Below are 23015 nucleotides of genomic sequence, written 5' to 3'. Positions count from 1 at the left end.
CCGAGAAAAAGGGGTCAGACCCCTTTGAATGATTGACCATGAAACCAGCATTTGGCTACAACGACGTTGTGCGTGTGCAGTCTACTGCGAGCTATGAGGCTCGCCCTGGTGAAAAGGCATGGATTGTTGGAGTATTCGAAACAAGGCCAGAAGGCGGATACTTCGATAAGTTTCCAGAAGGGGTTGTCTATTCAGTCGAGTTCGAGGATGGTTCGTCAACCGAGATTCACGAGGCTGATTTAAGGATCGATAACGGGTCGGACTACAGCGGCACCATTTAAAGCCATTAGCATTAATAGCAAAAGGGGTCAGCCCCCTTTGAATGCTTTGAATGTTGCTGTGTCGCTGCTGTCGAGCGATCAGCATTTCTGTCTTTCAGGTGTGCAGAAAGTTCATTTGTTTTTGTGTAGCCTTAACTCCCGCCAGAGGGCGTGTGGATAGGTCAGTGCAGTTGGTTGAGTGATCAGGCACCTAGGAGGTCTTCCGAAGGGCTGGGGTAATAATCTTGATAGGGGGTGTTCATGTCGGCAGGTCTTGTATTCGCGCTTGTGTGCGCGGTGGTCGCGGTGCTTTATGGCGCCGTAATGACTCGTTGGATTCTCTCGTTGCCGGCGGGCAACGATCGTATGCAGGAGATCGCCAAGGCGATTCAGGTCGGTGCATCCGCCTACCTGAACAAGCAATATACGACGATTGCCGTTGTTGGCCTTGTTCTTGCGGTATTCATTGGCGTCTTTCTGGGCAAGTTGATGGCGGTCGGTTTTGTCATCGGCGCCGTGCTTTCCGGTGCGACCGGGTTCATCGGCATGAACGTCTCGGTGCGCGCCAATGTGCGAACGGCCGAGGCGGCGCGCAGCGGCATTGCGGCGGCGCTGGATGTGGCATTCAAAGGCGGTGCGATCACCGGCATGCTGGTCGTCGGTCTCGGCCTGCTTGGCGTGGCGGGTTACTACGCCTATCTGCGTGGCAGCGGCGCCGATTTCCAGCATGCGGTCGAACCGCTGGTCGGGCTAGCCTTCGGCGGGTCGCTGATTTCCATTTTCGCGCGACTAGGCGGCGGTATCTTCACCAAGGGCGCTGACGTCGGCGCCGACCTGGTCGGCAAGGTCGAAGCCGGGATTCCTGAAGACGATCCGCGCAACCCGGCGGTCATCGCCGATAACGTGGGCGACAACGTCGGCGACTGTGCCGGGATGGCTGCTGACCTGTTTGAAACCTACGCCGTGACGGTCGTGGCCACCATGGTGCTCGGCGCGATGATGCTCAAGGGCATCGCCACCCCCAACGACAATCTGATCATCTATCCCCTGGTGCTCGGAGGGGTGTCGATCATTGCCTCGATTATCGGCTGTTCATTCGTCAAGGCCAATGAAGGCGGCAAGATCATGAACGCCCTCTACCGTGGCCTGGCGGTAGCCGGCATCCTGGCGCTGCTGGCCTTCTACCCGATCACGACCTGGATGCTGGGGAATGGGATCACACTGGCCGACGGCAAGCTGATCAGTTCGATGAGCATTTTTGGTGCGTCTACGGTCGGTTTGGTATTGACCGGTCTGCTGGTATGGATTACCGAGTACTACACCGGCACCGATTTCGCTCCGGTCAAACATGTGGCGGAAGCGTCGACGACCGGACACGGAACCAACATCATTGCCGGCCTCGGCGTTTCGATGAAGGCGACGGCACTACCGGTGCTTTGCGTCTGTCTGGCGATTTACATTACGCATGGCTTGGCCGGTTTGTACGGTATCGCCATTGCCGCCACCTCAATGCTGTCGATGACCGGCATCATTGTCGCGCTGGATGCCTACGGACCAATCACCGACAACGCCGGTGGCATCGCCGAAATGGCCGGATTGCCGCAGGAAGTGCGTGACGTGACCGATCCGCTCGACGCCGTCGGCAATACGACCAAGGCGGTGACCAAGGGTTATGCCATAGGCTCGGCAGGTCTGGCGGCGCTTGTGCTGTTTGCCGACTACACCCACGCGTTGGAAGCCAGAAGTTACATCACGGCATTTGATCTGTCCGATCACATGGTCATTATCGGCCTCTTCATCGGCGGACTGATCCCCTACCTGTTCAGCGCCATGGCCATGGAGGCGGTCGGGCGCGCTGCCGCTGCGGTGGTCATCGAAGTGCGTCGTCAGTTCAAGGAGATTCCGGGAATTATGGATGGCGATGCCAAGCCGGATTACTCGCGTGCAGTAGGCATGCTGACCACGGCGGCGATCAAGGAAATGATCGTTCCCTCGCTGTTGCCGGTGCTGGTGCCGGTGCTTGTCGGACTGCTGCTGGGGCCGAAGGCGCTTGGCGGCCTGTTGATGGGAACCATCATTACCGGCCTGTTTGTCGCCATCTCGATGACCACTGGCGGTGGCGCCTGGGACAACGCCAAGAAATACATTGAAGACGGCCATTTCGGCGGCAAAGGTTCCGAAGCGCACAAGGCGTCGGTGACTGGCGATACCGTTGGTGATCCGTACAAGGACACTGCGGGTCCGGCGGTCAACCCGCTGATCAAGATCATCAATATCGTAGCGCTGATGATCGTGCCGATTCTGCCGCTGGCGTCCTGATTCAGCCCGCACCAATGACAACTGGATTGAGCGTGTACAGGCCGCTCAGGCTGGCCTGACCGAGAATGTGGCCCCGCAGCGCGTCCCGCACCTGCGGGCCGCTGGCCTTGCCGTCTAGCGGCAGACGCTCGATATCAAGGGCAAAAACGGTAAAGATATAGTGGTGGACGATTTCGTCATTCCACGGCGGGCAGGGGCCATCGTAGCCATAGTAATCTCCGCGCATGTCGTTATCGCCGTCAAACCATCCGGTATAGTCGTTGATCCCCTGGCGCGCGCCGTGCGCCGCTGCCGGACCCGGTTTGCCGCGTGGCGTCACGTCGCTGGAGAATTCACCCTGTTTGATCTCGCGCAGATCGGCCGGCAGATCAAACAGTACCCAATGAAAAAAATCGACGCGCGGTAGCGAGGCAGGCACGCTGCGGTCTTCCTGATTGACGTCGTCGCCTTTGCTCGGCACATCCGGGTCGTGGCAGATGATGACGAAGGATTGGGTACCGGCAGGTACGTCACACCAGACGAGTTGCGGGTTGAGATTCTCGCCAAGACAGACGTGATGCGCCAGGTCGGGAATGCAAAAGGCGAATTCACCCGGTATGTTCTGCCCTTCGCTGAAGCTGCTGCTGGTCAGTTTCATTTTTCCTCCTCGTGGTTATTGCGCGGCGCTGCGTTTGAAATCGCGTAAACGGAAGCCCGTCAGCCATAGTGTAGCGAAATAGACGGCAGCACCGAATGCAACAATGACCAAAAGCCGCAGCAGACGTTCCGCCAGGCTCCAGCGCAGCCAATCGGCGGCATCTCCGCCAGCAAACCAGAGGGCGACGCCCAGGATCAGCATGGCAACGGCCAGTTTGGCGTAAAACTTCGGCCAGCCAGGCTGTGGCGAATAGATTCCGTGCCGACGCAGTCCGCGATAGAGCAATGCGGCATTGAGGCAGGCTGCCAGCCCGATCGACAGCGCCAGCCCAGCATGCTTGAGCCAGCCGATCAACGCCAGGTTGAGCACTTGCGTAACGAAGAGAGTGAGCAGCGCGATCTTGACCGGTGTGCGCACGTTTTGCCGGGCGTAAAAGCCCGGAGCCAGCACTTTGACCAGAATCAGCCCAAGCAGACCGATACTGTAAGCGACCAGCGCGTCTCGCGTCCTGAACACATCGATCGCACTGAATGCACCGTGGTGGAAGAGTGTGGTGATCAGTGGCACAGCGATGATGGCCAGTGCCAGGGCCGCCGGTGCTGCCAGCAGCAAGGTCAGACGCAGCCCCCAGTCGAGCAGTCGCGAGTAGTCGTCAAATTTTTCGCCGGCGTGATATTTGGCCAGCGAAGGCAGCAGGATGGTGCCCAGCGCCGCGCCCAATATGCCGGAGGGAAATTCCATCAGACGGTCGGCATAGTAGAGCCAGGAGACGCTGCCGGTGCCGAGGAAAGAAGCGAATATGGTATTGATCAGCAGGCTGACCTGGGCCACCGAGACGCCGAGAACAGCAGGCGCCATCAGCCTGAGGATGCGGCGTACCCCGGCGTCCTTCCAGTCCAGAGAAAAACGCGGGAGCATATTTATGCGTTTCAGGTAGGGAATCTGGAAAGCAAGTTGCAGCACACCTCCCAGGAAAACAGCCCAGCCCAGCGCCAATACTGGTTGTGCAAAACTTGGCGCAGCGAACAGGGCCATGCCTATGAACGAGAGATTAAGCAGTACCGGGGTGAAGGCGGGGACGGCGAAGCGGCTCCAAGTGTTGAGTATGCCGCCGGAGAGGGCAACCAGCGACATGAAGAGAATGTAGGGAAAGGTGATGCGCGTCAGCTCGACAGTCAGTGCGAACTTGCCGGCGTCGGCAGCAAATCCCGGCGCGGAAATGTAGACCAGGAGCGGTGCCGCCGCCATGCCGAGCAGGGTGATGACGAGCAGAACGAGAAAAAGCAGGGTGGCGACGTGGTCGACGAGTTGCCTGGCCTCTGTATCCCCGCGTTTGTTTTTGTATTCGCCGAGAATGGGGACAAAGGCTTGCGAGAACGCCCCTTCGGCAAACAGTCGGCGCAGCAGATTAGGCAGTTTGAAGGCCACGAAGAAGGCGTCGGTCAAGACCCCAGCGCCGAAAATTCGGGCAATGACAAAGTCACGCACGAAACCAAGAATGCGCGATAAAAACGTCATGCTGCTGATCGTAGCGAGGGTTCTAAGCAGACTCATCCGGTATTTTCTGGGCTTCAAGCGACAGTCGCCATCTTAGCCGTTAAAAACGGCAAATGGAGGATGGCGTCCGTCGTCCTCAAGGATTGACACACTCTCCGACGTCAGCGTCTGCCCCGACCGGCCCACAAGGGGTCAGCGCGCCCGGCACCGGATGCGGTGTGCCTTCCTCATCCATCTGCGCGGCCAGCGTCTCCCAGGCGACCAGCCCCTGGCGATCGAGGGTCAGACGCAGCAACCAGCCGCGTTTCTCAGCGGGCAAGTCAAAACCGTCGAAAACAAAATTGCCCAGGCTATAAACGATCAGCTTGCCGCGATAGTATTCGACGCCCTGGGTAACGTGCGGATGGCCGCCGAGCACCAGGTCAGCGCCGGCATCAATCATTGTTCGTGCCAGTTGCCGCTGACGTCCGCTCGGCTCCGGCTCGCGCTCCCAACCCCAATGCATGAAAGGAATCACCAGATCGGCCCCCGCCGCACGCGCCGCACGGATGTCGCTGACCACCTGACTGTCTTCGCTCCAGGCAATGCCCGGCCAGTTGGCGCCGGCCTCAAAGGAGCGCGGCTTGAACTCGTTGTAGGCGAGTACGGCAATGCGCAATCCCCGCCGCTCTATCCACAGCGGCGCATGCGCGCCGGCCAGATCGCGTCCACCGCCAAAATGGCGAATGCCGGCGCGGTCAAGATGGGCTAGCGTTTCGAGGAAGGCCGCCTTGCCATAATCACCTGAATGATTGTTAGCCACCGCCAATGCGTCGAAACGCCCCTTGAGCAGCGACACCACGCCAGGATCGGCGCGAAAGGAAAAAATCTTGCTGTCGAGCGGCTTGCCGACGGTGGCAATCGGGCACTCCAGATTGCCGATGGTGAAATCAGCGTCACGCAGTTGTGCCGCAAAAGGCGCCAGCGGATCGCGTCCGCTGGCGATCACCCGCCCCGGCCCGTCGTCGAGCATGACATCGCCGACAAAAACCAGGCGTACCGGGTCGGCCTGCACAGCGGAAAAAGAAATCAAGGCCAATAACATGAATAGCACACGCGGCAGAGTCATCGCTCCACCCTCCTGTCGCTGCGTTGCGTTGGTGTTAGCTGGCACCAGTACTGTAGTTCACCGTCGCGCACTGGTTCATGCACGAAATGCAGACCGCTAAAGCCGTAGGGGACTGCACGGCGACTGGCCGGCGGATAGGGGAAAATCGCCTGATGAATCAGCACGGGGCCATCATCACGATCGGCATAGGTATAGATTTTGATCGATGCAATATCGACTGGCTTGTTCTGGAAGACGACACGAAAGTGAAAAAATGAGCCGACATCAATGGCCTTGACGGCGTAAGGCGAGGACACTGGCAGCGCCACCAACGCCCTGGTTTCACCGCCGTAGGTGTAATGACAGAGCACCTGCTCGGCGTGTATGGCAGGAACCATCAACAACCCCACGATGGCCAGAAACGCAGCAACTGGCCGAGGAAAAAACGATTGCACCAAACGCATCATAGCCCCCAGAAAAACCCGAACGAACGCGCCGGACCGCCAGTATGTCGCCGAGCCGCACGACTGGCAAATTCCGAGTTTGTCCAACCTCAATCCACTTCGAACGCAATCCTGCTGACAATCGTTTATGATAAGTATCAGACTTTGGAAAATGCGCAAAACCGAGAAGCCCATGAATCAATACGAGAACATTCGCCAATCCACCGGCCGCAAGGCAGCGGTGATCCTTATTGGCACACTGGCACTGGCTTTCTCAGGCTGCGGCAAGCAGGTCGATACCAGCAACGCTCCGGCCAAGAGTGGAGCACCGTTGGTCGCCGAATCTCCCTTGGCCAAAGCGGCGATCCAGGGGGAACTTGTCGATCTCAAGGCGCTGCTCGACGCGGGTGCGGAAATCAACTCAAAAGATGCGCTTGGCCGCACGCCACTGCACATGGCTGCCTTTTATGGCCGGCTGAAAACCGCCGAACTCCTGATCGCCAATGGTGCGGATGTCAATGCCAAAGATGGTGTTGACATGACCCCCCTGCATGCGGCGGTTCTCTCGGGCGGCAGGCAGGAGGTCGAACTATTGCTGCTCAAGAATGCGCAGATCAACGCCAAATCGGATGCCGGGCAAACGGCACTGCACCTCGCTGCAGCAACCGGCCAGCCCAAGCTTTCGAAGTTCCTCATCGAACATGGCGCCGACCTGCAAAGTAAAGATGCTGATGGAAAAACACCCCTGTTCTACGCAGAGCAAAACAAACATCCACAAACGACCGCCTTGCTCCAGCAATACCAAGCCAAAGAGTAATCGGAAGCAACCGGTCCGTAACTGACAACCGCCTACCTTACATTGCCTCGCCGCCACGAATTAACCCGACGGCAATACCCTCGATCGCCACCGATTGTTCGCGCGTATCCACAATGATTGGGGCAAAATCTGGATTCTCTGCGATGAGCTCGACAATGGCGCCGTGCTGGCGAAAGCGCTTGACCGTTACGTCGTCATCCAGTCGAGCGACGACGATCTGGCCGTTCCGTGCCTCGTTGCTGCGATGCACGGCCAGCAGATCACCATCCAGAATCCCGGCGTTGATCATCGACAGGCCGCGCACACGCAACAGAAAATCGGCACGCGGCTTGAACAGGCTGGCATCAAGCGCATAACGACCTTGGACGTTTTCCACAGCCAGGATCGGGCTGCCAGCGGCCACGCTGCCGATGAGCGGCAATCCAAGTTGCTCGACCAGACGAATGCCGCGCGCCGAGCCGGGCTCGAGTACGATAATGCCCTTCTTGGCCAGCGCCTTCAGATGCTCTTCTGCCGCATTGTGCGACGCGAAACCGAACGCATTGGCGATTTCTGCCCGCGTGGGTGGTGCGCCAAGCACCTCCAACGTATTGCGGATAAAATCGAGGATTTCCTGTTGTCGCGGTGTGAGCTTAATCATGATCATGGCCTCCACTGAAGATACTGTATCTTCGTACAGTATCATAGAAAAAGGCAAGCAATAAAATGAACTGGCAGCGGGGTCGTTCGGTGTCAAACTAGTATGCTACAAAAAGGAGAGAAACTTTGAAGGTTCTTGTTTTAGTCAAGCGGGTAGTCGATTACAACGTCAAGGTACGGGTCAAGGCGGATGGTTCGGGGGTTGATATTGCCAACGCCAAGATGTCGATGAATCCCTTTGACGAAATCGCTGTTGAAGAAGCAGTTCGCCTCAAGGAGGCCGGTATTGCGAGCGAAGTCATTGCCGTTTCAGCTGGAATCGCGAACTGCCAGGAAACCCTGCGCACGGCGCTAGCTCTGGGCGCTGACCGTGCCATCCTGATCGAGACCGACACCCAATTGCAGCCCCTTGCCATCGCCAAGCTGCTCAAGGCTATTTGTGCGAAAGAGCAGCCGCAACTTGTTTTATGCGGCAAGCAAGCGATTGACGACGACGCCAACCAGACCGGCCAGATGCTCGCCGCCTTGATGAACTGGCCACAGGCCACCTTTGCCTCGAATGTGATCGTGGCGAACGGTACGCTGACGGTGACGCGTGAAATCGATGGTGGTCTTGAAACGATTGAGATTACGTTGCCGGCAGTGGTAACGACCGACCTGCGTCTGAACGAACCGCGTTATGCGACGCTCCCAAATATCATGAAATCAAAAAAGAAACCGCTTGAAACCACTACGCCGCAGGCACTGGGTGTGGATGTCACGCCGCGCCTGACCACCCTGAACATGGCCGAGCCACCCAAGCGCGCAGCGGGCGTAATGGTGGCCGATGTGGCCGAACTGGTCGCCAAACTCAGGAATGAAGGGGTGATCGCATGACTTGCCTGGTTATTGCGGAACACGACAACAGCTCGCTCAAGTCGGCGACACTGAACACCGTTACAGCCGCTGCGCAAATTGGCGGTGAAATTCACCTGCTCGTGGCGGGTAGCGCTTGTGCAGCGGTGGCAAAGAGCGCGGCGAAGATCACGGGTGTCACCAAGATATTGCTTGCCGATGCAGCTCACTACGCCGAGCAATCCCCGGAAAACATGGCGGCGCTGATCGTCGCTCACGCCGTGGCGTACAGCCATATTCTTGCCCCGGCCACCGCAGCTGGCAAAAATATCATGCCGCGCGTGGCGGCACTGCTCGACACGGCACAAATTTCCGAGATTGTCGCGGTGCACTCGCCCGACACCTTCGTTCGCCCAATCTATGCCGGAAACGTTCTGCTTACGGTGCAGTCGTTAGATGCGGTGAAGGTAATCACGGTTCGCGCTACGGCTTTTGAAGCAACCGCCGAGAGCGGCCAGGCAACAATCGAACACCTCACGGCAACAGCCGATGTGGGCCAAAGCAAACTGGTTTCGCGCGAACTGACTCAATCGGCACGACCGGAACTTGCAATAGCCAAGGTTGTTGTTTCGGGCGGGCGAGGACTGGGCAACAGCGAAAACTTTCACCGCTTGCTCGAACCCCTGGCCGACAAGCTCGGCGCAGCGTTGGGCGCTTCGCGTGCGGCAGTAGATGCCGGCTATGTACCCAACGATTTTCAGGTCGGGCAAACGGGCAAGATTGTCGCGCCGCAGCTCTATATCGCCGTCGGCATTTCCGGCGCCATTCAGCATCTGGCGGGAATGAAGGACAGCCGCGTGATCGTGGCGATCAACAAGGACCCCGATTCGGCAATCTTCCAGGTCGCCGACTACGGTCTTGTTGGCGACCTGTTTGAAATTGTCCCGGCGTTGACGGCAGCGTTGTAAATTCTTGCAAACTGCTGGCATCGCAGCAAACCCTGTTCATACGCCTTGAAGCAAGAATCGCTGCGTCAAGTGATTCAAATCGACGGCTAAGGCGCGAAGTCGGCCGGTTGTGTCCGCAACCTGAACGATCGTATTGGTGTTCTCTTCGGCAGCTTGAACAATGTGTTCAACGCTCTTTGCTAAATCAGCACTGGCGGCGCTTTGTTCATTCATTGCCGTTGAAATGTTGGCAATAGCAAGCACAACCGAACTTGTTTGTGCCCCGAGTTCGGCAATTGAATTACCAGCGTTTTCGGTTTTTTCAACACCTAGCGCAACTTGTGCAGTTCCAAGAAGCATCGCCTGTTCAGCATCTTTGACACTACGTTGAATACTGTCGACGATTGAAGCGATTTCCGAAGTGGATTGTGCTGTGCGTTCGGCCAACTTTCTAACCTCATCGGCAACTACGGCAAATCCTCTTCCGGTTTCTCCTGCACGAGCAGCCTCGATAGCAGCGTTGAGTGCGAGCAGGTTGGTTTGATCAGCGATTTCCCGAATCACCTGAACAACACGACCAATCCTCTGTGACTCTTCTCCGAGCCTCACAACCATGCCCGCCGTGTTCGTCACCGAGCCTTCGATTTTTTGCATTTCATCCTTCGCAGCATCAACAAGCAGCATCCCATCCCGGCAAACACTGCTTGATTTATCCGCGATTCGAGTGGCCTCCTTTGCGCTATCAGCAACTTGAGTCACGCTCACTGAGAGTTCTTCTATGGCGGATGCCATTTGCGAAGCCGAGTCGTTTTGAGTCTGTGTACGTTCTGAAACGTCATTCAAAGCGGCATTCAGATGAGTGACAACCTCTTCTACTCCGGCAGAACTTTTCTGGATTTCGCGCAACATATCTGAAAGACTTTTTCTCATCGTACCAATGTGGGACAGCAGACTGCCAACTTGGTACCTGGCCGTCGTTTCATAACCTGAAAGATCACCATTGGCAATACGCTCCGCTATTCGTACCACGTCAGACGGCTCTCCTCCCAAGATCGCCAGCAGATTCTGAATGGTCAGAATTGCCACTGCCAAGGAGAACACCAGTATCAACAGCCCAACAAACAGGTTGAGCCGCAGTGTGGATTGCTGCGTACCATCGAATTGAGCATCGGCAAGGTCTGATTCTTTGCTCATGGAATTGGCGATTTCGATCAGCACATCTTCCATGGCTTTAACTTCTTTATCAATTTTTTCATCAAGCTTGCCAATTGCTTCTTGGGTCGCACCTCCGCCCTTGAGTAGTGGCAGCATCTCTGATTCGTAAATGATCACCAGAGTGTCAAACGCATTTCGCGCTTTTGTCGCCGAAACCTTCTCTTCGCTGGTATCAGCAATGCTGGCTACTTTTTCCAACTTTGCGATGGTCTTTGGCTTTTCTTCCGACCAATTTTTTGCACTTTCCTCAAAGTTTCGATTGATGACTGCATCGGCAATCAGTTGGTAGGTTTTGGTAGCTCGTGCGGCGGCTTGTTGCGCGGCGAGGGCATCTCGTGATCTTCCCGCGCCTTCGTCTTGGAGCGCGCCAAGTGACGACAATCCAAGGTAGGTACTGATGAGCAATAGCGCAGTGCCAAAAATTGAAATTCCGGCAAGCAAATACAATTTGGTTTTTACGGTTAACTTTTTCAAAATGCCCCCCAGAAATAAAAACACAAAGTGGAGTATTCCATGGCCTTGTTTTCATGAACGTCGAAGCGGTTCGCGTCGTCACCATAACCGAGTTCAAAGAACGCTACAATTGTCACCGGCGTCTCGAAAAAATAGGCTAATGCCATGTGGAAGACGGCCCGAGTTGCAAAAACGTGTTCAGAAAATCAGGGCCGATACACTAGGTTATCCTAGAAACTTCACCGCAAAGACGAGAAGTCGCAAAAATAGCAAAGAAAAAAAGAGTTCTTGACTCTGACAGGAGAATGCAATGAGCGAATACCGTGCTCCCCTTCGCGATATACAGTTCGTGCTGAAAGAATTGGCCGGTCTTGACGAGGTCGCCCAGTTGCCCGGCTGCGAAGAGGCTGCTGCCGATATGGTCACCGCTGTGCTGGAGGAAGCAGCCAGATTTGCCGAGGGTGTGCTGTCGCCGCTCAACAGCGTTGGCGACCGCGAAGGTGCGCTGTTCAAGGACGGGCAGGTGACGATGCCCAAGGGTTTCAAGAAAGCCTACAAGCTGTTTGCCGAAAGCGGCTGGACGGCGCTTGGCTGCGAACCGGAATGGGGTGGTCAGGGCTTGCCTAAACTGGTTGTCGCCGCAGTGACCGAGATGTGGAAGTCGGCCAATCACGCCTTTTCACTATGCCCCTTGCTTACCGGTGGTGCAATCGAAGCGCTGGCGCTCGCCGGTTCTGACCCACTCAAGAAAATTTTTCTCGAAAAAATGGTCCGTGGTGAGTGGACCGGGACGATGAACCTCACCGAAGCGGGTGCCGGTTCCGACCTCGCTGCGGTGCGCACACGCGCCGAGCCACAGGCCGACGGCAGCTATCGGATCTTCGGCCAAAAGATCTTCATCACCTACGGCGAGCATGACATGGCGGATAACATCATCCACCTCGTACTGGCCCGCACCCCGACGGCGCCTCAAGGTATCAAGGGAATTTCGCTCTTCATTGTGCCAAAGTTCATGGTCGGCGCCGATGGCCGCCCGGGTGAACGTAACGACGCCTGGTGCGTCTCGATCGAACACAAGCTGGGCATCCACGCCAGCCCGACAGCCGTGATGGCCTTTGGCGACAAGGGTGGAGCAGTCGGCTATCTGGTGGGCGAGGAAAACCGCGGTCTCGAATACATGTTCATCATGATGAACGCGGCACGTTTTGGCGTCGGCATGGAAGGCGTTGCCGTCTGCGAGCGTGCCTATCAGCGCGCACGCGACTATGCCAAGACTCGCGTCCAGGGTACCGACATTGGCGTGCGCGGTGGCGAAAAGGTGGTAATCATTGCCCATCCCGACGTGCGGCGCATGCTCATGAGCATGAAAGCGCAGGCCGAGGCCAGCCGTGCACTGGCCTACGTCGTGGCGGCGGCGCACGACAAGGCGCTGCATCATCCGCAGGCCGGTCTGCGCAAGCAGAATCAGGCCTTCGTCGACCTGATGATTCCGGTGGTCAAGGGCTGGAGTACCGAGATCGGCATCGCGGTAGCGTCGACCGGAATCCAGGTGCATGGCGGCATGGGTTTCATTGAAGAAACCGGAGCCGCACAACATTTGCGCGACGCCCGAATTTCAACGATTTACGAAGGGACAACCGGCATTCAGGCCAATGACCTGATCGGCCGGAAAATGGCGCGCGAGGGTGGAGCAACGTTCTCCACCGTGATCGCCATGATGCGCGCTCTCGATGCCAAGCTTGCAAAACAGGACAACGCGCACCTGGCCGCCATTCACTGTCGTTTTTCTGCCGCTGTTGATGCCCTGCTCAGAGCCGGCGAGTGGCTGGTCGCCACCTATGCCATTGACATTCGCGCCGCATCAGCAGGGGCAGTACCCTTCCTCACGCTGTTCGGTATTGTTGCCGGCGGCTGGCAGATGGCGCGTGCAGCGCTGGTCGCCCAGACCAGGATAGAAGGTGGTGATAGCGACCCCTTCTATCCGGCCAAAATCATTACTGCTCGTTTCTTTGCCGACCATCTGCTGTCACAGGCTGAGGGACTGGCCAGTAGCGTGACTGACGGGGCAGTTAGCGTGATGGCGCTGGCCGAAGAGCATTTCTGAAGGTGGTTAAGAGTAACGGGGCAGCACGTCGTCCCGGCGAACGCCGGGACCCAGCATCTGAGCGCCATTCTGGACACCGGGCCCTGCACTTCCTTCGCTCGCTTGCGCCGGTGTGACGGTCGCTTGCGATGGGCAGAGGGATGTTTTGGCGATGCTTGTGGCTTAAGGTAACAGGGCAATTGCATCAAATTCCCTCTAACCTGAGGAGACTGGCGCGATAAGCATCGGAAGAAGCGGCGAGAATGCGACGAGTATAGATACCCCCTTTTTTCTTGGAGGTATCGAGGAGGAGCGTAAACGATTATTTCTGTGGGTCGACGACAAGGGCATTCGCATTTTGATGCAATCGCCCTGTTGTTGGCAATGACCGCTCTTTATAAATATTCTCCGTGTCGCATCTTGGGCCGTTGCCGGCCAATTGCAGCCGGTCGCGATAGCGCCGTAAAGCCACCGTTCATCCCTTTTTGGCGTATGCTATCGCGCTACATTGCACGAGCCAGTTTTCTTGGAGTCCACATGAGCAAATCACCTAGTCCGGCATTGAGTCGACCCCTCAAGTGGCTACTGCTTCTATGCGTGTTTGTTACAACTCAATATGCCAAGGCAGGAGAAGATCGGCTAGAACTTGCATACCCCGGAGATGAGCTGCATCAGGAAGGGCGTCCGAAAGGAATCAAACTGTCAGCTTGGATAGCTGGGCAGCGTTGGTCAGCTCTATCTGTGAAAGATAATGTCCTTTCGGTGGAACCGGTCACAGCGACAACCGAGTCTGATTTGGTTTCCGTTTCAGGCAAGAGTGCGGACCGGCTCCTTGAAGGAAAAGCACTCAAACAGCCGCCGAAACCAAAAGGTATCGCGCTGAAGCCTCCAGCAGATACATTGGTGCTGGTGCGTATCGATGTCGACAACGGAGGTGGCTCGAGAGGGCTGGCCTCTGGTAAGTATCCAAGTTACATTGCTCCAGCTGTCCTACGTGAGGACTGGGTGGTGTCAACCGAGGTGGGCGGAGAAAAATGGAAGTTTTACACACGGCACGAAAAGCGCCCTGACGGCAAATTGCTGGCGGGATCACTGGAAATCCTCGCTGACCATGGAATGCCGAACGGAAAAACGATGGTCCTGCTTCCGCCAGCGAACGGGATGGCTTTTTCAAAACAGGAATTGCTTTGGCTTGGTGACCTCAATGGCGATGGCCAGCCCGATTTGCTGCTCAAGCGGACGCTTGTAACGGGTGAAGTCGATTTTGTGCTGGTGATTACTCCGATATTTGGATTGGCCTATCACGACCCGGACCAGCCTTCCATATATTTTTCATCTGGCGTCGAGCCAGAAAGCAATGAATTTGAATGGAACAAGAAGTGGCCAGCGCCCGCAATGATCAAATTTGTTCGTCAGGGCAGCTTTTCCATTGGAGAAGAAGAATGGAGCAAAAAACTTGATTCGAGAGTTGAACCTCAAACACAGCAACGGCAGTCACAGCAACTGCAAACGCTCGTGCCTCAAGCGACCAATTATGGATACGATCCCGGTGGGTACGCACAGCCAAGTCTGGACTTGCCAGCGTCTTTAGACGATTCATCAGAACCTTCTAACGATCCACTGGCGCTGCCGATCACACTAATCGATCGCCAATTTAAATTAAATGGGGAAACCATTCGATTTACCCTCGATCATTTGCCGCGATCCGGCAATCAACCAACATCGTCTGCGAATAACAACACATGGGGCGGAAGTGTCCTAGTCAAGGCCTCTTTTCGTGGCAAGATCCAAGTTTTAATGCAGGCAGCGGCTCCAGATGGCGACCCCTTTGTGTTGTCGGTTGGATGGATCGATGGAGAACCAGGTATCAGGGTTGACTATCGGCCTCACTACAACAACAGCTTCAGTCAATATTGGGTCTATGACAAGGCAGAATTGCGTTTTCGGCGACTGCGGTCTGAGCATTCACAGGGTTGCTGAATTAGGCGATGCCCAACGAAGATGGTTAAATCGTGCGAAGCCACGATCTGGATCGTGTGTTGAACGCGCCGCGCCCTGAACTTGAACGTTGAATGGCCGCCTCACCGTCCCACAACTTCCGCTTTGGGTCGTTATGCAAAGTTGTCGTTTATGGGAAGTTATGGTTTGCAGCCCACTCCAAATCCACTTTAGATTTATCCACCATCCTTGCGATGATCAACCTACACTTCAATTCACCCGCAATTTCTTTCCTTCAGGCTCATTCCTAAATACGCGCCTCGTTCAGGCTCTCTCTCAAGAAACACACATTAAGTGATTGATTTTGGCATGAGTCGTAAAATAGGCATACCAATGGCATGCTTGCGTTTCTTCCAAACGCCTTGCGGCCGTAAGGCCGATTACTTTGCTCATACCACGTTGGACAAGGCTGAAATTTGATGCAATTGCCTTGCTTAAGGTAGTGCCATTGCAATCTGCATGAGTTTAGAATGCAGCCTGGAGTTTTTATTGCGAGGGAGCACAGAGTGAGTCAGACGACACATGAAGCCGCCGAAGCCTTACGCCATGCCATAAGCACGGCAACGATAGGCGAACTAAGCTTCCCAACCAGTCTGGATGCCAGCCGGCGGGTCTTGAAGGCCGTCGAAAATCCTGATCTTGGTCTGACGGCGCTGGCCAAGATTATTGTCGCCGAGCCCCTGTTGTCGGCCAAAGTGATCCGGCTGGCCAATTCCGCCGCGCTCAATCCGGCCAACAAGACGATACGCGACGTCAGGCAAGCCGTTTTGTGCGTCGGCATGGATCTGATCAAGGCCCTGGCCATGGTGCTGATCATGGATCAGTTGCGCCAGTCGCAGCGCCACAAAGGATGCCGCGACCTGGCCAATCGTTTGTGGGAGCGCAATGTTCATGTTGCTGCACTGTCCTACGTTCTGGCCAAAAAACTGACTCGCCTCAATGCCGACGAAGTCATGTTTTCAGCCATCGTGGGTGACCTGGGTCGTTTCTACCTGCTCTCGCGGGTGGCTGACTTTCCGGCTTTGCTTGAGGATCCCGTCGTACTGGCTACAACCATCAACGACCTTGCCAGCCACGCAACCTCAATCGTTCTCGACAAACTCAACCTGCCGGCCTCGGTGGTAGACGCCGTGCTCGCCTCGCGGCACTACAGCGGGGCAATGCCTCCGGCAACTCCGGGTGACATTCTTTTCATCGCCGGTGTCGTCTCACCGCGCCGTGATCCATTTGACGAACTTGATACCCGGGTCACCCCCGAGGCTGGTGGTGGAGCTGTTGCCTTTGGTCTGGATAAAAGCATGGTGGCAACGCTCATCGCCGCTTCAGGTGACGAGATCTACTCGATTGTCGTCGCACTGGAGTCCTGACCAAGCGCTGCCTGAAACTACATGTTCGGGTAGTTCGGCCCCTCCCCCCCTTGTGGCGCCACCCAGGTGATGTTCTGCGTCGGATCCTTGATGTCACAGGTCTTGCAATGAATACAGTTCTGCGCGTTGATCTGCAAGTGGGGATTGTCGCCCGCTGCATCGCGTAGGATCTCGTACACTCCCGCTGGACAATAGCGTTGTTCGGGAGCGTCGTAGAGCGCTAGATTGACCCTGATCGGCACCGAGTCATCCTTGAGCTTTAGGTGACAGGGCTCATCTTCCTCATGATGGGTGTTGGAAAGAAATACCGAGGACAGGCGATCGAAAGTGATCACGCCATCGGGCCTGGGGTAGGCGATGGGCTGGCAGTCGGTCGCAGGCTTGAACTGCTTGTGATCAGCGCCCGGGTGGTGCAGCGTCCACGGCGCCTTGCCACGGAACAGAAGCTGGTCAATACCGAACATCAGGCTGCCAAGGTGCAGCCCCTTGGCCATCCACGGTTTGAAGTTGCGCGCCCGGTAGAGTTCGTCGAACAGCCAGCTCTGGCGAAAAGTATCGGGATAGCTCAACAGCTCATCGCCGTGGCGACCGGCGGCCACAGCGTCGAAACAGGCCTCCGCAGCCAGCATGCCGCTCTTGATCGCACAGTGCGACCCCTTAATGCGGGAGGCATTGAGGAAACCGGCGTCATCACCGATCAGCGCACCACCAGGAAATACCAGTTTTGGCAGGGATTGCAAACCACCGGCAGTGAGTGCGCGAGCGCCGTAGGCAATGCGTTTACCGCCATCGAGAAATTCACTGAAAGTCGGATGGGTCTTCAGGCGCTGGAATTCCTCGTAAGGTGAGAGGTAAGGGTTGCTGTAGCCAAGGCCGACCACAAAACCGACCGACACCTGATTGTCCTCCAGGTGATACATGAAACCACCACCATAGGTTTGTGCATCGAGCGGCCAGCCCCCGGTATGGATGACCAGCCCGGTCTGGTGCTTGCCGGGCCTGATCTCCCACAATTCCTTGAAGCCAATGCCATAGACCTGCGGATCGGCGCCATCGCGCAAGTGGAATCTTTCTTCGATTTCTTTTCCAAGCTGGCCGCGACAGCCTTCGGCAAAAAGCGTGTATCTGGCGTGCAGCTCCATGCCCAGCTGGTAAGCCGGACCTTGGCTGCCATCCTTGAGCAAACCCATGTCGCCGGTAGCCACGCCTTTGACCGAACCGTCATCGTTGTAGAGCACCTCGGCGCCGGCAAAACCGGGGTAGATCTCGATGCCGAGCGCTTCCGCCTGCTGGCCAAGCCAGCGGCAAACATTGCCAAGACTGATCACATAGTTGCCTTCATTGTGAAAGCAACCGGGCAGAATCCAGTTGGGGATTTGAAAGCCGCCAGTGTCGTTGAGGATAAGAAAACGATCTTCGCTAACCGGCGCATTAAGCGGCGCACCCAGCCTCTTCCAGTCCGGGAAGAGTTCGGCAAGCGCGCGCGGATCCATCACTGCGCCGGAGAGAATATGGCCGCCGATTTCAGCACTTTTTTCAATCAGGCAAACGTTGACATCGCATCCCTTGAGAGCAGCAAGCTGCTTCAGACGAATCGCCGCTGACAAGCCGGCCGGACCGCCACCAACGATTATGACATCGTACTCCATCGATTCTCGTTGCATCTGCTTCCTCGCGTCCGCTACATCTTGCTATGGATTGCCAAGCGGTTTGGTTGTGATGTGTTTTTCAATCCGGTATCGTATGGACAAGGACGCAGCGGCGTCAAGTCGCCAACAAATCAGAGGAGAGCGCTCGCCAAACTTCGTAATGGCTCTTGAATCTCGGCCTGAAAGACCTTTAAATTTCTACACGGACCGCCATGAACGTCGCCATTGATATCGTTTCCGACTTTGTTTGCCCCTGGTGCTTCATCGGCAAAGCTCGCCTGGCGACCGCCGTTGCGCTGGTGCAGGAAAAATACCCGGGAACACGCTTCCAGTTCAACTGGCTGCCCTATTTTCTCAACCCCGACACGTCGTCTGCGGGCGAGCCGTATCGCGCCTTTCTCGAAGCCAAATTCGGCGGAGCACAGCAGGTGGCCAAGATGCATGAGACGGTAGCCGACGCCGGACGCGATGCCGGTATCGAGTTTGACTTCGAGCACATCGCCACCCGCCCCAACACCTTGCGTGCGCACCGTCTGATCTATCGCGCCCAGTCCCTGGGCCATCGGCCGGCCGAAATTGAAGCGCTGGTCGAGCGCCTGTTCCGTGCCCACTTTCAACGCGGCGAGGATATCGGCGACATCACGACGCTGGCCGAGATCGCCGCCGAATGTGGCGACAGTAAGACCGACCTGCTCGCCTATCTGCAAAGCGACGCTAATACGCAAAAGGTCAAATCGCTGGTCGGCAAGGTTAACGGACTGGGCGTCAGCGGCGTGCCTTTCTTCATTATCCAGCGCCGATTGACGGTTGCGGGAGCACAAACCGGTGTACTGCTGGCGGCAGCCATCATGCAAGCAATGCAGCCACCGACATGAGTCACGGATATCTGTTCCTACGCGCTCAAAGTACTTTCCCGGGATTCATCAGCCCACGCGGATCAAGCGCCCGCTTGATGGTGCGCATCATCTCCATTTCCAGCGGGCTCTTGTAACGCAGGAGCTCCTCGCGCTTGAGCTGACCAATGCCGTGTTCGGCGCTGATACTGCCGCCCAGTTGGTGCACGATGTCGTGGACAATCCGGCTGACCTGCGGCTGCAGGGCAATGAACGCGGCGTTCTCACCGGATTCTGGTTTTGACTGGTTGTAGTGCAGATTGCCGTCACCGACGTGGCCGAAGGCAACGATGCGTATGCCAGGAAAATTCTGTTTCAACGCCAGGTCGGCAGCATCGATAAATTCACCGATGCGCGAGATCGGCAGCGAAATGTCATGCTTGATGCTGACCCCTTCGATTTTCTGCGCTTCGCTGATGTTTTCACGCAGCGCCCACAAACGCTTGGCCTGTTCACCACTTTGCGCCAGCACGGCATCGCTGATCGCACCGCTCTCCAGCGCTTGTTCGAGAAAGACTTCCAGCACCTTACGCAGCTCGCCCTCCCCGCCAGCACCAGACAGCTCGACAAGCAAGTGCCACGGGCTGTCCGCTAACGGTGGCTGGGCACCCGGGATGTGCTTGAGAACGAGGCCGAGCGAAACATCGGAGACGAGTTCACACGCGGTCAGCATGGCGCCGACAGCCGCTTGCAGATCACTGAGCAGGCGCACGGCAGCGTGTGGTGAATCAATCGCCAACCAGGCGGTAGCGGTAGCCGCAGGCAAGGGAAAGAGCTTCAGGACAGCTGCCGTGATAATGCCCAGCGTGCCTTCTGCGCCGATGAAAAGCTGCTTGAGATCGTAACCGGTATTGTCCTTGCGCAGCCCGCGCAGACCGTTCCAGACCTCGCCATCGGGCAACACCACTTCCAGCCCGAGCGTCAGTTCGCGCGTATTGCCGTAGCGCAGCACCTGAACGCCACCAGCATTGGTCGACAAATTACCGCCGATCTGGCAACTGCCCTGAGCCGCCAGCGACAACGGAAACAGCCTGCCAGCCTCAAATGCTGCGTGCTGCAAGGCTTGCAGCACGCAGCCGGCTTCAACGGTGATAGTGTTGTTGGCAACATCGATGGCCCGAACCCTGTTCAGGCGAGCCAGGCTGATCAGCACCGCCTCGCCGCTCTGGTCCGGAATGCCCGCACCGCAGTGGCCGGTGTTGCCCCCCTGCGGCACCATCGCCACACCAGCCTGCACACAAACACGAACGACAGCCGCAACATCCTCAGTGTTCGCCGGACGCACCACACAACGCGCCGCGCCGTGATAACGCCCACGCCAGTCAACCAAATGCGGCGCCATGTCAGCGGCCGCGGTCAGAACATTAGCGGCGCCAACGATGGCAACGAGCTGTTCGATCAGATTCGCTTGGGACACGCTCATCGTCCTGAAAAAAAAGCGATTAACCACAACGAACACAACGGGCGCAACGAGAAGCAAAAGCAACGAAGAACTTGAACATTTCCTTTCGCTGTGTTCGCTCTGTTCGCTGTGGTCAGCGTTCTGCGATCTCCGCATACAGATCATGTTCGTCAGCATCGAGCACGCGCACACGCAGGAAATCGCCCGCTTCGGCGTCGAAGAAATCATTGATGAATACCAGCCCGTCGATTTCCGGCGCATCGGCCGAGGAACGGGCAATGGTGCCTTCGTCATCAACGGCGTCGACCAGCACCTCGATCTCGCGACCGATCTTGGCGGCGAGCAGTTCGGCGGAAATGTCTTCCTGAACGTCCATCAGGCGACGGCGGCGCTCTTCGCGCACTTCGTCCGGCACGGCGCCGGGCAATGAATTGGCGGTAGCGCCGTCAACCGGCGAGTAGGCAAAGCAGCCGACCCGATCGAGCCGCGCTTCCTCGACAAAGGCCAGCAGTTCTTCAAACTCGGCCTCGGTTTCACCGGGAAAACCGGTGATGAAGGTGCTGCGCAGGGTGATGTCGGGGCACACCGCACGCCACGCCTTGATCCGTTCTAGATTGTTCTCGGCACTGGCCGGGCGCTTCATGGCCTTGAGAATACGTGGACTGGCGTGCTGAAACGGCACATCGAGGTAAGGCAGAATCCTGCCCTGCGCCATCAGTGGCAGCAGATCATCGACACTCGGGTAAGGATAAACGTAGTGCATCCTTACCCAGATGCCGAACTCGGCGAGCGCCTCGCACAACTCCCTCAGCCGCGTCTTGACCGGGCGGCCACCGAAGAAGCCGGTACGGTACTTCAAGTCAACGCCGTAGGCACTGGTGTCCTGCGAGATGACGAGCAATTCACGCACGCCAGCCTCGGCAAGGTTCGCCGCTTCCTGCAGCACGTCACCGATCGGCCGGCTGACCAGCGGGCCACGCATCGACGGGATAATGCAGAAGGTGCAACTGTGATTGCAGCCTTCGGAAATTTTGAGGTAGGCAAAGTGCTGCGGGGTGAGCTTGATACCTTGCGCTGGCACCAGGCTGGTGAAGGGATCGTGCGGCTGCGGCAGATGCGCATGCACGTGCTGCAAGACCTCGTCGGCAGCATGCGGACCGGTAACCGCCAGGACCTGCGGATGCGCCTGGCGGATGACACTTTCTTTCGCGCCGAGGCAGCCGGTGACGATCACTTTACCATTGGCGGCTAGCGCCTCGCCAATAGCGTCGAGCGATTCCTCAACCGCCGCATCGATGAAGCCGCAGGTATTAACGACCACCAGGTCGGCACCTTCATACGAGGGCGAAATAAGGTAGCCCTCGGCGCGCAGCTTGGTCAAAATTTGTTCTGAATCGACGAGTGCCTTCGGGCACCCAAGGCTGAGAAATCCTATGCTTGGTGGTTTTTCTTTAATACTCATATGAGGATTCAAGCTGCCGTGCTCTTTGCATAATGCTGCACGATGGCGGGCATTTGGGCGATACGCTGCATATGCGCATTCAGTTTCGGTGCTACTGTCTCGACCAAATTGGTCGGAACGTGATCCAGGTTGCCCGAGTTGAGCCCACGGATAAAGACAAATACCTTCAGGTCGGCAATCGTCAATCGGCTCGCTGCGAAGTATTCACCGCCGTGGCTTTCCAATTGATTCTGTAACCACCGTAGGTATTTCGGGAAAACACCATTTACCAGATCAGTGCGTGCAATCTTTAGATCGTCACCGGCCAGACCAAAAGTGGTTCCTAACTTAATGCTGACGTCTTCCACGCCATCCATGATTTCGTCACAGAGCATGGCTTGAAACGCATCTTCTGGATACAAACCAGATAGTCTTCCCACGTACCGCGTGATAGCACCACTTTGGGTGACCTGCACATCGTTGACTTGCAAGGTAGGCACCTGATTCAACGGCGTCGTTTTGCGGACCGCTGCAAACTCGCCAAACGCAAAGCGATGGTCTTCAAACGCGATTCCGCCGATATGCAGTGCCAGCCGCGCTGGTTCGGCTCGACCACCGTCTATATCAAAATACGTAATTTTCAACTGATCCATGATTTATTCCTTACCCAAGAACCGCGATTGAACCTGCACAGAAGCTGAAGCCCCCCGCCCCACAAGCGATCCGGTATGGTTGAGGCTATCGAAACATTCACCTATCAGTGACGAAAAGAAGCGGGGCGACGGGGACTTTGGCACAAACGGTGCTTCCGTTCAAGTTTGAGGAGACAGACGAGCTGCTGACGGCAAATGCCGGGTTGGCCTTGTTCGGTGAATTCATACGCGGGCTAGGGCTTTCCCGGTGGCGCTGGGGCGCAAGCGAAACTAGCAGCCTGTCGGACTTACTCAGCAGTCGGTAATATAGGCGACAGACGGCGCCTTGAAAAATGATCGGACGAGGTTGGGCAATTTTTGAAGTGTTGCAAGTTGCGCCTC

19 protein-coding genes are annotated in these 23015 nt (G+C 56.7%); 9 read left to right on the top strand and 10 right to left on the bottom strand.

Features of this window, described 5'->3' with window-relative positions:
- Window positions 1–38: 38 nt before the first annotated feature.
- Together Q1J43_RS05760 and Q1J43_RS05755 are read left to right on the top strand one after the other, a co-directional pair.
- Window positions 39–281 carry a hypothetical protein gene (locus Q1J43_RS05760; protein ID WP_301101439.1) on the top strand — a complete coding sequence of 81 codons (243 nt, stop codon included), beginning with the start codon at window positions 39–41 and terminating at the stop codon, window positions 279–281.
- Window positions 282–521: 240 nt separating this feature from the next.
- Window positions 522–2579 (top strand): sodium-translocating pyrophosphatase, encoded by a 2058-nt coding sequence (locus tag Q1J43_RS05755; RefSeq protein ID WP_301101438.1) that lies wholly within the window; start codon window positions 522–524, stop codon window positions 2577–2579.
- Between the two features lies 1 nt (window position 2580).
- On the opposite strand, the gene Q1J43_RS05750 is transcribed toward Q1J43_RS05755, so the two are convergent.
- The 4 genes from Q1J43_RS05750 to Q1J43_RS05735 form a co-directional block, all read right to left on the bottom strand.
- A complete protein-coding gene (locus Q1J43_RS05750) occupies window positions 2581–3216 on the bottom strand; it encodes a YbhB/YbcL family Raf kinase inhibitor-like protein (RefSeq protein ID WP_301101437.1) in 636 nt (211 codons plus the stop codon).
- Between the two features lie 15 nt (window positions 3217–3231).
- Window positions 3232–4770, bottom strand: a complete 1539-nt coding sequence (gene murJ, locus Q1J43_RS05745) for a murein biosynthesis integral membrane protein MurJ (protein WP_301101435.1) — start codon at window positions 4768–4770, stop codon at window positions 3232–3234.
- Between the two features lie 79 nt (window positions 4771–4849).
- Complete coding sequence (locus Q1J43_RS05740; protein ID WP_301101434.1) at window positions 4850–5821, bottom strand: CapA family protein; 972 nt, start codon at window positions 5819–5821, stop codon at window positions 4850–4852.
- Window positions 5818–6198, bottom strand: coding sequence for a hypothetical protein (locus Q1J43_RS05735; protein ID WP_301101433.1), 381 nt, complete (start codon window positions 6196–6198; stop codon window positions 5818–5820). Before Q1J43_RS05735 ends, Q1J43_RS05740 begins: the two co-directional genes overlap by 4 nt.
- Before the next feature lie 238 nt (window positions 6199–6436).
- Here Q1J43_RS05735 and Q1J43_RS05730 point away from each other — a divergent pair, with 238 nt between their 5' ends.
- A complete protein-coding gene (locus Q1J43_RS05730) occupies window positions 6437–7060 on the top strand; it encodes an ankyrin repeat domain-containing protein (protein WP_301101432.1) in 624 nt (207 codons plus the stop codon).
- A gap of 37 nt (window positions 7061–7097) precedes the next feature.
- Here Q1J43_RS05730 and lexA read toward each other — a convergent pair whose 3' ends face one another.
- Entirely contained in the window at window positions 7098–7700 is a 603-nt protein-coding gene (lexA, locus tag Q1J43_RS05725; protein ID WP_301101431.1) for a transcriptional repressor LexA, read from the bottom strand.
- A 125-nt stretch (window positions 7701–7825) separates the two neighbouring features.
- Here lexA and Q1J43_RS05720 point away from each other — a divergent pair, with 125 nt between their 5' ends.
- Window positions 7826–8575: an electron transfer flavoprotein subunit beta/FixA family protein gene (locus tag Q1J43_RS05720; RefSeq protein ID WP_301101430.1), complete on the top strand. Its 750-nt coding sequence runs from the start codon at window positions 7826–7828 to the stop codon at window positions 8573–8575.
- Complete coding sequence (locus tag Q1J43_RS05715; protein WP_301101429.1) at window positions 8572–9501, top strand: FAD-binding protein; 930 nt, start codon at window positions 8572–8574, stop codon at window positions 9499–9501. Before Q1J43_RS05720 ends, Q1J43_RS05715 begins: the two co-directional genes overlap by 4 nt.
- Window positions 9502–9537: 36 nt before the next feature.
- Here the strand turns inward: Q1J43_RS05715 and Q1J43_RS05710 are convergent, their stop codons facing one another.
- On the bottom strand, window positions 9538–11169 hold the full coding sequence (locus Q1J43_RS05710) for a methyl-accepting chemotaxis protein (RefSeq protein WP_301101427.1): 1632 nt from the start codon (window positions 11167–11169) through the stop codon (window positions 9538–9540).
- A gap of 289 nt (window positions 11170–11458) precedes the next feature.
- Here Q1J43_RS05710 and Q1J43_RS05705 point away from each other — a divergent pair, with 289 nt between their 5' ends.
- The 3 genes from Q1J43_RS05705 (at window position 11459) to Q1J43_RS05695 (ending at window position 16596) form a co-directional block, all read left to right on the top strand.
- Entirely contained in the window at window positions 11459–13252 is a 1794-nt protein-coding gene (locus Q1J43_RS05705; RefSeq protein WP_301101426.1) for an acyl-CoA dehydrogenase, read from the top strand.
- Window positions 13253–13768: 516 nt separating this feature from the next.
- A complete protein-coding gene (locus tag Q1J43_RS05700) occupies window positions 13769–15211 on the top strand; it encodes a hypothetical protein (RefSeq protein WP_301101425.1) in 1443 nt (480 codons plus the stop codon).
- Window positions 15212–15735: 524 nt separating this feature from the next.
- Window positions 15736–16596 (top strand): HDOD domain-containing protein, encoded by an 861-nt coding sequence (locus Q1J43_RS05695; protein ID WP_301101424.1) that lies wholly within the window; start codon window positions 15736–15738, stop codon window positions 16594–16596.
- Between the two features lie 17 nt (window positions 16597–16613).
- On the opposite strand, the gene Q1J43_RS05690 is transcribed toward Q1J43_RS05695, so the two are convergent.
- Window positions 16614–18260: an electron transfer flavoprotein-ubiquinone oxidoreductase gene (locus tag Q1J43_RS05690; protein WP_301101423.1), complete on the bottom strand. Its 1647-nt coding sequence runs from the start codon at window positions 18258–18260 to the stop codon at window positions 16614–16616.
- Between the two features lie 197 nt (window positions 18261–18457).
- On the opposite strand from Q1J43_RS05690, the gene Q1J43_RS05685 reads away from it, so the two are divergent.
- Window positions 18458–19120 carry a DsbA family oxidoreductase gene (locus Q1J43_RS05685; RefSeq protein ID WP_301101422.1) on the top strand — a complete coding sequence of 221 codons (663 nt, stop codon included), beginning with the start codon at window positions 18458–18460 and terminating at the stop codon, window positions 19118–19120.
- Between the two features lie 25 nt (window positions 19121–19145).
- Here the strand turns inward: Q1J43_RS05685 and Q1J43_RS05680 are convergent, their stop codons facing one another.
- The 3 genes from Q1J43_RS05680 to Q1J43_RS05670 form a co-directional block, all read right to left on the bottom strand.
- Window positions 19146–20480, bottom strand: coding sequence for an FAD-binding oxidoreductase (locus Q1J43_RS05680; protein WP_301101445.1), 1335 nt, complete (start codon window positions 20478–20480; stop codon window positions 19146–19148).
- A 193-nt stretch (window positions 20481–20673) separates the two neighbouring features.
- Window positions 20674–22002 (bottom strand): 30S ribosomal protein S12 methylthiotransferase RimO, encoded by a 1329-nt coding sequence (gene rimO, locus Q1J43_RS05675; RefSeq protein WP_301101421.1) that lies wholly within the window; start codon window positions 22000–22002, stop codon window positions 20674–20676.
- A gap of 8 nt (window positions 22003–22010) precedes the next feature.
- The gene (locus Q1J43_RS05670) at window positions 22011–22634 is read right to left on the bottom strand and encodes a glutathione S-transferase family protein (RefSeq protein ID WP_301101420.1); all 624 of its coding nucleotides are present in this window, start codon (window positions 22632–22634) and stop codon (window positions 22011–22013) included.
- Between the last annotated feature and the right edge of the window lie 381 nt (window positions 22635–23015).

Origin of the sequence: Propionivibrio sp. (assembly GCF_029255185.1) — a bacterium.
In the GTDB taxonomy this organism is placed as follows: Bacteria; Pseudomonadota; Gammaproteobacteria; order Burkholderiales; family Rhodocyclaceae; genus Propionivibrio.
Note: the sequence above shows the minus strand (reverse complement) of the source record. Positions and strands in the feature narration are given on the sequence as shown.